Source organism: Chryseobacterium sp. Leaf405 (genome assembly GCF_001425355.1).
GTDB lineage: Bacteria > Bacteroidota > Bacteroidia > Flavobacteriales > Weeksellaceae > Chryseobacterium.
In genome coordinates, this window is sequence record NZ_LMQN01000012.1 from 547,075 (window position 1) to 560,172 (window position 13,098).

General features: G+C 33.9%; 14 protein-coding genes. 12 read left to right on the forward strand and 2 right to left on the reverse strand.

Translation table 11 applies throughout. The features are described from left to right. Positions 1 to 4 precede the first annotated feature (4 nt). The 8 genes from ASG22_RS08715 to ASG22_RS08750 all read left to right on the forward strand — a co-directional run bounded on the left by ASG22_RS08715 (position 5) and on the right by ASG22_RS08750 (position 8,074). On the forward strand, positions 5 to 1,366 hold the full coding sequence (locus ASG22_RS08715; protein WP_055983063.1) for a DUF5458 family protein: 1,362 nt from the start codon (positions 5 to 7) through the stop codon (positions 1,364 to 1,366). A gap of 78 nt (positions 1,367 to 1,444) precedes the next feature. Continuing rightward, a complete protein-coding gene (locus ASG22_RS08720) occupies positions 1,445 to 1,897 on the forward strand; it encodes a hypothetical protein (protein WP_055983065.1) in 453 nt (150 codons plus the stop codon). A gap of 53 nt (positions 1,898 to 1,950) precedes the next feature. Further along, entirely contained in the window at positions 1,951 to 3,009 is a 1,059-nt protein-coding gene (gene mutY, locus ASG22_RS08725; protein WP_055983515.1) for an A/G-specific adenine glycosylase, read from the forward strand. Between the two features lie 249 nt (positions 3,010 to 3,258). After that, positions 3,259 to 3,819 (forward strand): gliding motility lipoprotein GldD, encoded by a 561-nt coding sequence (gene gldD, locus ASG22_RS08730; RefSeq protein ID WP_055983067.1) that lies wholly within the window; start codon positions 3,259 to 3,261, stop codon positions 3,817 to 3,819. 29 nt (positions 3,820 to 3,848) lie between these two features. Then, on the forward strand, positions 3,849 to 4,772 hold the full coding sequence (locus tag ASG22_RS08735; protein ID WP_055983069.1) for a PfkB family carbohydrate kinase: 924 nt from the start codon (positions 3,849 to 3,851) through the stop codon (positions 4,770 to 4,772). Positions 4,773 to 4,860: 88 nt separating this feature from the next. Continuing rightward, positions 4,861 to 6,231, forward strand: a complete 1,371-nt coding sequence (locus ASG22_RS08740; RefSeq protein WP_055983071.1) for a peptidylprolyl isomerase — start codon at positions 4,861 to 4,863, stop codon at positions 6,229 to 6,231. A gap of 80 nt (positions 6,232 to 6,311) precedes the next feature. Then, a complete protein-coding gene (locus tag ASG22_RS08745; protein WP_238586883.1) occupies positions 6,312 to 7,301 on the forward strand; it encodes an NAD(P)H-dependent flavin oxidoreductase in 990 nt (329 codons plus the stop codon). 5 nt (positions 7,302 to 7,306) lie between these two features. Further along, positions 7,307 to 8,074, forward strand: a complete 768-nt coding sequence (locus ASG22_RS08750) for an alpha/beta fold hydrolase (RefSeq protein ID WP_055983073.1) — start codon at positions 7,307 to 7,309, stop codon at positions 8,072 to 8,074. Between the two features lie 44 nt (positions 8,075 to 8,118). Here ASG22_RS08750 and ASG22_RS08755 read toward each other — a convergent pair whose 3' ends face one another. Together ASG22_RS08755 and ASG22_RS08760 are read right to left on the reverse strand one after the other, a co-directional pair. Continuing rightward, positions 8,119 to 8,739 carry a hypothetical protein gene (locus tag ASG22_RS08755; protein ID WP_238586884.1) on the reverse strand — a complete coding sequence of 207 codons (621 nt, stop codon included), beginning with the start codon at positions 8,737 to 8,739 and terminating at the stop codon, positions 8,119 to 8,121. 27 nt (positions 8,740 to 8,766) lie between these two features. Next, entirely contained in the window at positions 8,767 to 9,066 is a 300-nt protein-coding gene (locus ASG22_RS08760; protein WP_055983076.1) for a rhodanese-like domain-containing protein, read from the reverse strand. Positions 9,067 to 9,189: 123 nt separating this feature from the next. Between ASG22_RS08760 and queG the strand changes: the two genes are divergently transcribed. The 4 genes from queG (at position 9,190) to ASG22_RS08780 (ending at position 13,076) form a co-directional block, all read left to right on the forward strand. Beyond that, positions 9,190 to 10,119, forward strand: coding sequence for a tRNA epoxyqueuosine(34) reductase QueG (gene queG, locus ASG22_RS08765; RefSeq protein ID WP_055983078.1), 930 nt, complete (start codon positions 9,190 to 9,192; stop codon positions 10,117 to 10,119). A gap of 370 nt (positions 10,120 to 10,489) precedes the next feature. Beyond that, entirely contained in the window at positions 10,490 to 11,167 is a 678-nt protein-coding gene (locus tag ASG22_RS08770; RefSeq protein WP_055983520.1) for a TIGR02117 family protein, read from the forward strand. Positions 11,168 to 11,304: 137 nt separating this feature from the next. Beyond that, positions 11,305 to 11,769, forward strand: a complete 465-nt coding sequence (locus tag ASG22_RS08775; protein ID WP_055983080.1) for an SRPBCC family protein — start codon at positions 11,305 to 11,307, stop codon at positions 11,767 to 11,769. A gap of 2 nt (positions 11,770 to 11,771) precedes the next feature. After that, positions 11,772 to 13,076: a cryptochrome/photolyase family protein gene (locus ASG22_RS08780; protein ID WP_055983082.1), complete on the forward strand. Its 1,305-nt coding sequence runs from the start codon at positions 11,772 to 11,774 to the stop codon at positions 13,074 to 13,076. Positions 13,077 to 13,098 lie beyond the last annotated feature (22 nt).

The window sequence follows — 13,098 nt, forward strand, 5'->3', positions numbered from 1 at the left end:
AATCATGGATAGCAAATTACAGGCAGCTGAAGGCCAACAACAAGGTCAACAGCAACACGCAGGTCAACCGAAGGGTAATCCGCTTGCTGAACTTAATAAAATAGGTGGTTTTGGTTTTGTAGAATCCGTTGTAGACGGAATCGCAAACATGAACCCGACGAGAAAAGCCAGGAAGGAAATTTTCCTTACCGATGCCAATAAATCAGACGAAAGAAAAGAACTTCTACAGAAAATTAATCTTTGGATGAATCTTCTGGAAGGAAACGAATCTGCTGATAAAATGGCTGATGTCTGCAAAACAAAAGCGCAGGCAGCAGATCAAAATTTAAAAAAGAATTTAAAAAATACCTTGGACTCCGTTCGTCAGTTGGAAACAAACTACAGAACTGTTGCTCAATTCTATAAAAATACCGAGCTTGATAAAGTTGATAATGTAAGCATTGTGAATGCAAGTCTGGAACAGGTTTCAGATTTGGATAATCCTTTGTTTATCGACGCTGTTGCCGAAGAATTTAAAAATTATTATGACCGTTTAGATCTTAGAGATAATTATTCTATTCTTGCAATTCCGGGTTATTTGGGATCAAACAAAGTGATTGAAAAATGGGCGAAGATCTGTAACGAGAATAAAGTAATGATGGTTACGGATTTTGCTAATCTTGATAAGCCGGATGATGTGGTAGATTTATTCCATTCTGCGAATCTTACAGGTGGCGAATTGCACAGAAGTAATGTAATTATGACGTGTAACTGGCTGGTAGGTCGTGGAAAAGCTGAAGAAGTGGGCGAAGAAGAAAACGTAGAGCTTCCACCTTCAACTTCATTGGCAGGAAAAATTCATAAAACATTAATGTCTCAGGTTGCTGCGGGTAAAAAACATGGTAACATTAACGAGGTTGATGCCGTAAAATTCGAACTGAAGAAAAGCGAAATTTCTCAGTTAGAAAAAATGGGATTGGTTCCTATGGTTAATGAATATGGAAAAATCATGGCTTTCTCCGCAAAAACTTTATTTACAGGAGATAATATTGGTCTTCAGACCTATTCAGTAGTTCGGGTATTCGATTATGTTACGAAAGTTTTACTTGATTTCTTAAACAGAAGAGCTTTCGAAAACTGGAATGCAAAGAACGAAGACGATTTGAGAAGACAAATTGTTACTTTCTTAGACGGTATAAAAGGAGCAGACAAACTGATTGAAAAATTCAAAATCGTTCGTTTCGAGCAGGATAGAGTAAATAAAGACAGAGTTTGGCTAGATATTCGTTTAACACCTTATTTCCCAACAAAAAGTTTCGTTATTAAATTGGACGGACACAAAGGGGATGACGGAAACGAATGGGATGCAGAATATATTCAGGATTAATATAATTCAAATTATAATAAAGAAAACCGATGCAATTTTACATCGGTTTTTTTCTACCAAATCATTAAAATTAGTACTATGAAAGGCAGGTTATTTTACATTTTGCCAATACTACTGGTCGCTTTCAGCTGTGAAGACAAAAAAGTGCAGAAAGATTTCAAAGTTGATCTTTTTGCAGATGAAAGAGTAGAAGGAAAAGCTTACATTATGAAACCTCAGGAATGCTTCGATGCCAGTGATATGGTAGTTTCGGGTTCTGATATTAATCTGATCGATCAATCTACAGATCGCGGACAGTCGGTTTTTATTTATAAGGTTACTTCCGGGAAAGTTCTTAAAACAACCCGTGATTCCGTCGTGATTTTTCCGATGCAGTTTCTTTCCAATCAGAAATTACAATTTAAAAAATATTCTACTTCTTACATTTATCTTAAAAAATTAGAAGGATATCGCTTCATTGCCAAAGAAATGAATCTTAAATATCAATGGTTAAAAGCAGCACCGGTTTATTCTGTGAAAGCTGATAAATAAAATTTTATCTTTGCATATATTAAAAGATGCTGAGCAGAGTTGAAGCATTAAAAATGAAGAAGAAACTTTTGGAAAAAATAGAAAACTCAGACTTTAGGCATATCGGCAATAAACTTCTCAGTTGGTACAAAGAAAACGCCAGAGATTTGCCTTTCAGACAGACGAAAGATCCTTATAAAATCTGGATTTGCGAGATTGTTTTTCAGCAGACAAGAATTGCTCAGGGTTTAGGTCATTACAATAATTTTGTTAAAAGATTTCCGGATGTAAAAACCTTGGCAGAGGCTCAGGAAGATGAGGTTTTGCTCTATTGGAAAGGCTTGGGATATTATTCCAGAGCGATTAATATTCATAAAGCCGCTCAACAGATCATGACCGATTATCACGGAGTTTTCCCTCATGAATACGAAGAAATTTTAAAATTAAAAGGTGTTGGGAAATATACGGCAGCAGCAGTTTCCAGTATTTGTTTTGATGGAAAAATGCCTGCAGTTGACGGCAATTTTTATCGTGTTCTGAGTCGAATTTTTGCGGATGATTTTGATATTTCCAATTCAAGGGCTTTCAGTTATTTTTCTGAATTGGCACATTTGGTTTTACCTGAAAATGTAGGCGATTTTAATCAGGCAATGATGGATCTGGGTTCAGAAATCTGTAAACCTAAAAATCCTCTTTGCGGAAAATGCCCATTGAATAAAGACTGTTTAGTTTTTTCGTTAAATAAAATCTCAGAATTTCCTGTGAAGACAAAAAAAGTAAAGGCAGAAGATTTACAGTTGAAATATTATTTCGTTCACAGAAATGGTAAATTTTTAATTCAGCAAAGAAAGGATGATTTTATCTGGAAAAAACTATTTGAATTTTTACCTGAAATTTCCAATGAATTAGTTCCTTTTATTAAAAGTGTAAAAACGATCAATCACAAACTGACTCATAAAAATTTAAGCATAGAAATTTTTAATGTTGAGGTTGATTCAGAATCGGTTTGGGAAAATATTATTGCTGAAAATAATTATATTGTAACTGATGTTGAAAGTTCTCACGAAAAATCATTCCCAAAACCTCTGGAAAATTATATCCAAAATTATCATATGGCGTATCGAATTCTGTAATGTCGTTGCGAGGAGCGAAGCGACAATCTCTAAAATGTAATTGAGATTCTTCACTTTGATTATGCTTTGTTCAGAATGACAAACGTGATGTTCTTTGTTAAGTGAAATGCATTTGCGAACATAAAAAGGTTAGGAGTCAAAAAAATCTTAGTGCCTTGTGCGTTAAAAATAATTTTATTCAGACCAAAACCCATTGAAATCCTGAAATTTGTCTCTCGAAATCTGAAATCTAATTTGTACTTTTGCAAAATGATTAAAAAAGTCATCTTTATATTTGCTTCATTGCTTTTATTTTCCTGTGGGAACAAGGATGCTGTTCCAAAACCTTACGGAGAACTCCGTTTGGAATATCCTGCGCCGAAATATCAGAAATTTGAATCAAACTGTAATTATACCTTTGAATACTCAAATTTTGCTAAAATGACGGATGCCAAGCGTCCTTGCTGGTATTATCTGAATTATCCGAAAATGAAAGCAAAGCTTTTTGTGACGTATTATCCGATTCAAAACGACTTTGCTGATCACATTAAAGAAGCTGAAAAAATGGTGTACGAACATACCATTAAAGCCAGTTCAATCGATACAAAATCTTTTGAATATCCTGCAAAAAAGGTATATGGAAATTTCTATGAACTGAAAGGACAAAGTGCTTCTAATCTTCAATTTTACATTACAGACAGCACAAAACATTTCGTGACTGCTTATTTATACTTTAACACAAGACCAAAACCGGATTCTTTGGCTCCGGCAGTAGATTATATCAAAAAAGATATGAAACATCTGCTGGACACATTTGAATGGAAAAATTAATTTACTTTTAATATACTTTGAAAAAAAATATGAAACTTTTAGTTGTAGGAAGTGTTGCATTCGATGCAATCGAAACACCATTTGGGAAGACAGATAAAATTTTAGGAGGGGCAGCAACATATATCGGAATTACGTCGTCTATTTTGGGCGTAAAATCTGGAATTGTTTCTGTAGTAGGAGAAGATTTTCCACAGGAACACCTTGATATGTTTACAGGCAGAGATGTAAATATAGAAGGAATCGAAATCGTAAAAGAAGGAAAGACATTCTTCTGGTCAGGAAAATACCACAATGATCTTAATACAAGAGATACTTTAGCGACTGAAGTGAATGTTTTAGAAAACTTCGATCCAAAAATTCCTGATTCTATGCAGGATGCAGAGATCTTATTATTAGGAAACCTTCACCCTGGCGTACAATTATCAGTTCTTGAAAAAATGAACAACCGTCCGAAATTGGTTATCCTTGATACAATGAATTTCTGGATGGATTCTGCGTTGGATATTTTGATGGATATGATTGCTAAAACAGATGTAATAAGCATTAACGATGAAGAAGCAAGACAACTTTCAGGTGAATATTCTTTGGTGAAAGCTGCTAAGAAAATCCACACAATGGGACCGAAATATGTTATCATTAAAAAAGGAGAGCATGGTGCTTTACTTTTCCACGATCATAAAGTATTTGCCATTCCTGCGTTGCCATTGGAAGATGTTTTCGATCCTACTGGAGCGGGAGATACTTTTGCAGGAGGTTTTGCAGCGTATTTAGCTAAAAAAGGAACAATTGATTTCGAAACCATGAAATCTGCATTAATCGTTGGTTCTGCAATGGCTTCTTTCACGGTTGAAAAATTCGGGACAGAAAGAATTCAGGAAGTAAATGAAGCAGAGGTGTTCAGCAGACTGAAACAATTTAAAGAATTAACAACTTTCGACCTTGAAGTACAATAAATACGTCTTTTTTAAGAAATATTTATAATAAAAAATGCAATGTAATTCATTAAGAATTCTAAATTTGCAACTTGTTTAAAATAGTAAAATGACAAATAAACTTAAGATCACTTTTCTTTTTGGAATTTTCGTTATGTTGTTCGCAACAAATATGATGAAAGCTCAGCTGAAGCCGGGAGAATTAGTGGATGGTATTGCTGCTGTAATCGGTGATGAAATTGTGCTGGAATCGGATGTAAATGAGCAGATGAACTATGCAAAACAGCAGGGAGCTTCTAATATAGATAAGTGCGAGTTTTTGGAAAATCTTTTGAATAATAAGCTTCTTGTTTACGAAGCAAAAAGAGATACTTTAATTGATAACCGTACGGCTTCAATTAAAGAAGGCGTAAATTCTAAATATCAGCAGTTGCTTTCTCAGTTTCCTGACGAAAAATCGATGTTGACGGCTTACAAATTCAGAAATGGTTATGAAATGAAAAATGCCATCGAGAAAATTGATACCGATCAATACTACGGACAGGCTAAATATCAGAAAATTACAGAAAAAGCAGATGTTACTCCCAATGAAGTAACAGACTTCTTTAATCAGTTTAAAACACAGTTACCGGAAATTAAGGATGAAGTTTCATTATCTCAGATTGTGATGAATCCTACGTTGACGGAAGCTCATAAAGAAGAGCTTATCAACAAGCTTAAAAAGATTAAAAAAGATATCGAGGGAGGAGAAACTTTTGAGAGCCAGGCAAGAATTTATTCTGAAGATGAAGGTTCTGCGGCGAACGGTGGTTTTTACAAGAACATCAATAAAGGACAGATGGTAAAGCCGTTTGAAGCTGCTGCGCTTAACTTGCAGGAAGGTGAGATGTCTGACCCTGTAGAATCTGAATTTGGTTACCACTTAATTATGTTGGTTAAAAAATCAGGTAAAGTATATGATGCGAGACACATTTTGTTGAAAGCCACACCTACGGACGGTGAGATTGCTACAGCAAGAAAAAAACTTGATAGTATCCGAACGTTGATTATTGATGGGAAAATTTCATTTAAAGATGCTTCTTACAGATATTCTGATGATAAAAAAACGAAGTTCAATGCCGGGGTAATTCCGGGGTCTGATGGTTCTAATAAGATCGAAAGAGAAACAATTCCAGGAACAATCAGCTATGAATTGGCAGGTTTGAATAAAGGAGATATCACGACAGCTTTTGATGATGAAGATGAAAGAAAGAGAAAAGTGGTGAAAATTGTAAAAATTGAAGATGTTATTCCTGCTCACCAAATTACTTTGGAAACAGATTATGACAGGATAAAACAAATGGCGCTTAACAAAAAGCGAAATGAAATGGTTGAAAAGTTTGTCAATTCAAAACTTCCGACAACATTTATTTCCATAGACGGCCGTTATGATTCTTGTAATTTTAAAGGAAGCTGGAAAAAAGATTCAATTAAAAAATAAAGAAAAAAACCTTCAGAATTTCTGGAGGTTTTTTTATGCTTAAAGGTCTTCTGAGACGGTAGTTTTTATTATTTTTACGCATGAGCAATTTCATAGATTTTAATTCAGCAAAAAAGCTTCACGAGATGCAGTCACAACAAAATAAAATTACACAGCTATTTAATATACAATATCCTATTATTCAGGCAGGAATGATCTGGCATTCCGGATGGAAGCTGGCTTCTGCGGTTTCAAATTGTGGCGGATTGGGTTTAATTGGTTCAGCAAGTATGTATCCCGATATTTTGCGAGAAAACATTCAGAAATGTAAAAAAGCGACCAATAAACCTTTTGGCGTAAATGTCGCCTTGCTTTATCCAAATTTAGAAGAAATTATCAATATTATTTTGGAAGAAGGTGTGAAAATAGTTTTTACATCTGCCGGAAGTCCTAAAGCCTATACTGAAACTCTTCAAAAGGAAGGAATAAAAGTAGCTCACGTAGTTTCTTCAACAAAATTTGCAGTGAAATGTGAAGATGCGGGAGTTGATGCTATCGTTGCTGAAGGTTTTGAAGCGGGCGGTCACAACGGTAGGGACGAAACAACGACTTTCTGTCTAATTCCTAACGTGAGAAAACATATTTCAAAACCATTGATCGCGGCAGGTGGAATTGCTTTAGGTTCCCAAATGAAAGCGGCAATGATTCTCGGTGCAGACGGAGTTCAGATCGGTTCTCGTTTTGCGGCAACTGTAGAAGCAAGCGCACACAACAATTGGAAACAAAAAATAACAGAACTTCAGGAAGGTGATACCCATTTAACGTTGAAAGAATTAGCACCTGTAAGAATGGTTAAAAATAAGTTCTTTAATGAGTTGGAAGAGATCTATAATGTTGGAAGAAATAAAGAATCTTTAATTGCTTCTTTAGGGCGTGCAAGAGCCAAAAAAGGAATGTTTGAAGGTGATATGGAGGACGGCGAACTAGAAATCGGACAGGTTTCTGCTTTGATTGATGATGTTTTACCAGTGGAAACTGTTTTTCAGAATTTGTTGAAAGAATTTAATGAAGCAAATAATCCAAGTTTATAATATTAATGGAAGATAGGATTATCGATGTAAATGGTAAAAAACTTTATATAGAATACAATAATTCATTTAAAAATAAACCGACGGTTGTCTTTTTGCATGATTCTTTAGGCTGTACTCGGCTTTGGAGGGATTTTCCTACAAAATTGGCGGAAGCAACACAATGTAATATTTTAATCTATGATCGTTTGGGTTACGGAAAGTCTTTTCCAATGTTGAGTCACGAAAGAAAAAATAATTATATGCAATCTGAGGCTGATTTGTTGAATGATTTACTAAATGAATTAAATATAAAGGAAACAATTCTTTTCGGTCATAGTGACGGAGGGACAATTGCATTAATCGCAGCCTCAAAATACCCTGAAAAAGTAAAGGCTACCATTTGTGAAGCCGGACATATTTTCGTTGAAGATGTAACGGTAAATGGGGTGAAAAGTGCTTTACAGGCTTATCGTACGACAAACCTTCCTGAGCGTTTACAGAAATATCATGGGGATAAAGTAGAAATGATGGTGAAAGCATGGACTGAAATTTGGCTGAGTGATCGTTTCAGATCTTGGAATATAGAATATTTATTAAAAAACATTACAAATCCATTACTTTTCATTCAAGGAGAAGCCGATGAATACGGAACATTACATCAGGTTGAAAAAACAATTTCTCAGGTAAGCGGAAATGCTGAAAAATTTATCATTCCCAATGTCGGTCATACACCGCATAAAGAAATTCCGGAGCTGATTTTGGAAAAATCAATTGAATTTATAAATAAAATTTAAATTCAAAGCAAAATAATTGGCTTTAGCCAAAACTTAATACCATTCTATAAATGATCAATTTCAAGTTGAATATTTTCTCTTGCCTGAACTTCATATTTTTCTCTAAAATCTTCTGTTTTGAAAATATCCTCCAGTTCCAAAAAATGCTTTAAAACTTTTTTTCTTCCCGGTTTATATAAAAGGTCAGGATAAATAGAATATTCTTTTCTGATTTTTTTCGTGTAGTCAAGATAAGTTTTCCAATCTTTTCCGAGAATTGAAAGATCGGCATCTAATAGATAATTAGTGTCATTATCTTCAGAATTTCGATGAGATTTTGTAGCGATAATTTGATCTGAAATTTGTTCAACAGAATCTTGATCTAAGTTTAATTTTTGCAATCTTAATTTCCCAAACTCTGCACTTTTTTCTTCATTGGATTTAGAAGTTGAATCATAAATAACATCATGATAAAAAACTGAAAATGAAACATTGGAAAAACTTGAAATTTTGTCTTTTACAAAATCAAGTTCAGTAAACATATTTTCTAGATGTTCAAGATTGTGATAGTGCCTGCCTTTTTCAGAATATTTCTTTTCAATTTCAGACCATAAATTTTCAATAAGATTTCGATCCTGAGTAAATTGAAAGCAGTTTTGCAGAAATCTTTCTTTCAGATTCATCATTAAAATAATTTAGATAAAAAAAGGAACTTAAAAAGTTCCTTGATTTGCTTCAATTGTAGCTTTCAATTCAGCCCAGCCTCCGCCGTTATGACCGTCTTTCAAGCCTTGAGTGTTTAGATATTCCAAAGCTTTCCCGCTTCTGTTTCCGCTTCTGCAGAAAATAATGACCGGTTTTTCGAAAGAAAGGATTTCATCCTGTCTTTCTTCCACTTCACCTAAAGGAATATTTTTAGCACCTTCTATATGACCGTCCATTTCCAATTCCATTGGTTCACGAACGTCGATTAATTCATAATTTCCTGATTTTAAAACTTCTGATAAAGACATAATTATATTAATATTTAAGAGTTAAAAATTAGATCCGAACCATCTGAAAAAGCCATACAGCAATTCGATCGTTCAAAGTCCAAACAAATTTATAAAATAATCTTAGTTTTGCAAGGTAAAATAATGAATTCGAACGCTGAAAAATATTCACAACTCATTAAATCCAAAGCAAAAAGTTTTGGATTCCAGAATTGTGGTATCTCAAAGGCAGATTTTTTGGAAGAAGATGCAAAACCTTTGGAAAATTGGCTAAAGAATAATTTTCATGGAGAAATGAAATATATGGAAAATTATTTCGACAAGAGACTTGATCCTAGATTATTGGTAGAAGGTTCAAAATCAGTAATTTCTCTTTCCTATAATTATTTTCCTGAAGAAAAAATTTCGACGTTAGAGAATTTCAAGATTTCAAAATATGCCTATGCAGAAGATTATCATGAAGTGATTAAAGATATTCTGCGTGAAATGGTTACGGAACTTCAGGAAGAAATCGGAGAATTTAGTTTCCGTGTTTTCGTAGATTCTGCACCGGTTTTGGAAAGAAGCTGGGCGAAAAAATCAGGAATCGGATGGGTAGGGAAGAATGCTAATTTAATTACAAAACAAAACGGTTCCTTTTATTTTTTGGCTGAAATTATCTGTGATCTGGAATTGATTCCGGATCATGAAACTACCGATCATTGCGGAACTTGCAGAAAATGTATCGATGCCTGTCCTACCAATGCAATTGTTTCAGACAAAATCGTAGACGGAAGCAAGTGCATTTCCTATGCGACGATTGAATTGAAAGATGCAATTCCCGATTATTTTAAAGATAAAATGGATGATTGGATGTTTGGCTGCGATGTTTGCCAGGATGTTTGCCCATGGAACAGATTTTCTGTGCCCAATAAGCAAAGTAAATTCAAACCTAATGAAGCGTTGAAGAATTTCAAGAAAGAAGAGTGGAAAGAATTAACACAGGAATTATTTTCAGAAATTTTCAGAAAGTCACCCGTGAAACGAACGAAATTTGCAGGATTAAAGCGAAATATAGAATTTTTAGGAGAGTAATTCGGAAGAATTTTTCGAAATAAGATTAAAATTTTTGGTGATAAAACCTCATCTGGAATTTCAGGTGTTCCAAAGTAAAGAGGTTAAACGACCATTCCTTGAGTTTTTAGATTCAAAGAGGTAAAGATTTTATAGTAATAAAAGGAAAAACTGATTTTCAGGAAATCAGATCTTCACAAAAATCAACGTTTTTTCTGCGTTCTTTTTGGAGCTACTTTTACTCTTACTTTTAATCTTTTGTTTGATTTTACGTTTTTGTGCATATTTGTGTGTATTTCGTAACTAAATGTAGCAATTTTTCCAATTAAAACAAATACTTTTACTGAAAATTGTAGATTAAATTTTTATTAATATAATTAAAAACATGACTGTGAAAAAGATGCTGTTTCTCATTCTCAAAACTTTAGGAATTATTATAGGGATCGTTGTTTTGTACGTTGCGATGGGATTTTTATTGCCTTTCATAGAGGTTTCAGCGAAGGATGACGGACAGAAAAAAGAAATTCCGATTTATATTTATACCAACGGTGTTCATACCGATATTGTGATGCCTGTGAAAAATGATTTGCAGGATTGGAGCGCAAAAATTCCTTTCAACAATATAAAATCTAAGAAAACCGATTATAATTATGTCGGGATTGGCTGGGGCGACAAAGGTTTCTATCTCGACACCCCGACTTGGGCAGATTTAAAGTTTTCAACAGCATTTAAGGCCGCTTTTTGGTTGAGCGAATCAGCAATGCACTGCTCATATTACAGAACGATGAAAGAAGGTGATGACTGCAAAAAAATAATGATTAGCAAAGAGCAGTATAAAAAATTGGTTGAGTTTGTTGAAAATAAATTTGAGAAAGATCAAAACGGAAACTTTATTTTGATTCCTACCAATGCAGTTTATAGTGATAATGATGCTTTTTACGATGCCAACGGAAAATACAGTTTCCTTGATACCTGCAATACCTGGGCAAATAATGCATTGAAATCTGCCGGACAAAAAGCAGCGCTTTGGACTCCTTCTGATTATGGAATATTTTTACACTATAAATAATTTTTAACGAAAATTTTTAGTCTGATTTTTGCATACCTGTTTTTGTTTTTATTAAAAGCAGAATTAAGATGGATAAGGAAGCTTATTTTCATCATCATTAAAATCTGCTTTATGAATTATCATCAAAAATAAATGTAATGAAGCACCGACTTTATCGCGAGCAGCAGCTTAATTGTGATATAAAAACTGCCTGGAAATTTTTCTCAGCAGCCAATAATCTATCGGAAATTACTCCGAAAGAAATGAAATTTACTGTATTGACTCATTTTGAAAACGATGAAATTTTTGAGGGAATGATCATTGATTATTTCGTTTCGCCATTATTGGGAATAAAAATGAAATGGAAAACAGAAATCATTCAGGTTGATTTTCAGAAAAGTTTTACCGATTTTCAAAAGAAAGGACCTTACAAACTTTGGCATCATCATCATGAATTTATAGAAAATGAAAACGGCGTTTTGATGAAAGATACGGTAGATTACGAATTACCTTTAGGCTTTTTGGGAGAAATTGCCCATATAATTTTAGTAAAGAAAAAGCTGGAAGATATTTTTAATTACCGTTACCAAATTTTAGAAACCAGATTTAATAATAAAGTGTAAATATGCCTGAAAATTTAAATAAAATAAATATTTTCTGGTTCCGCAGAGATCTACGACTTGAAGATAATACGGCGTTACATCAAGCTTTACAGTCGGGATTGGAGGTATTACCAATTTTTATTTTTGATACTGAAATTCTAAGTCATCTTGAAAATAAAGCTGATAAAAGGGTAGATTATATTCATCAGGCTTTAAGTGAAATTCATGATGAATTGAAAAAACATAAGAGTGGTATTTCAACATTTAAAGGAAAGCCTGCGGATATTTTTAAAAATTTAGCCAAAGAATTTAACATTGATTCTGTTTTTTGTAATAGAGACTACGAACCTCAGGCAATTAAAAGAGATCAGGAAATCGCTGCATTTCTTCATGAAAATAATATAGGTTTTAAGGATTTTAAAGATCAGGTGATCTTTGAGAAAAGTGAAGTAGTAAAGAAAGACGGATCGCCTTACAGCGTTTATACACCATATTCTAAAGTTTGGAAAGAAAATTTTAAAGCTTTAAAATTTGAACATTTTAAAACTGATTTTTCGAAATTTTTAAAATATTCTGCTCCTGCTTTTCTCAGCCTTAAAGATATTGGTTTCGAAAAAACTGATATTGAGTATAAAAAACCAACCTTGGAAAAATCAATTATCGATGACTATGGTCGGTACAGAGATTTTCCGGGCTTGAATCATACAACTCGTTTGGGCGTGGCTCTTCGTTTCGGAACAATTTCTGTCCGGCAATGTGTTGATTTTGCTTTGAAACATAATGAAACATGGTTAAATGAATTGATCTGGAGAGAGTTTTTTATGCAGATTTTATTTCATTATCCGAAAGTTGTTCATCATTCTTTCAAAGAAAAATATGAAAATATCGAATGGCGAAATGATGAAAAAGAATTTAAGCTCTGGTGTGAAGGAAAAACGGGCTATCCGATTGTAGATGCGGGAATGCGACAGCTGAATGAAACCGGATTTATGCACAACAGGGTTCGAATGGTAGTTGCAAGTTTTCTTACCAAACATCTGTTGATCGACTGGCGATGGGGCGAAGCTTATTTTGCTGAAAAATTACTGGATTATGAATTGTCATCGAACAATGGAAACTGGCAGTGGGCAGCAGGTTGTGGATGTGACGCAGCACCTTATTTTAGAGTTTTTAATCCATCTGAGCAAACTAAAAAATTTGATAAAGATTTAAAATATATTAAGTCGTGGCTTTCGGAAAAAGATTTGAAAACCGAACCGATTGTGGAGCATACTTTTGCCAGAAAGAGAGCTTTGGAAGTGTATGCAAAAGCAGTTAAACAAGAATAAGAGTTTGTCTGATAATCTGATT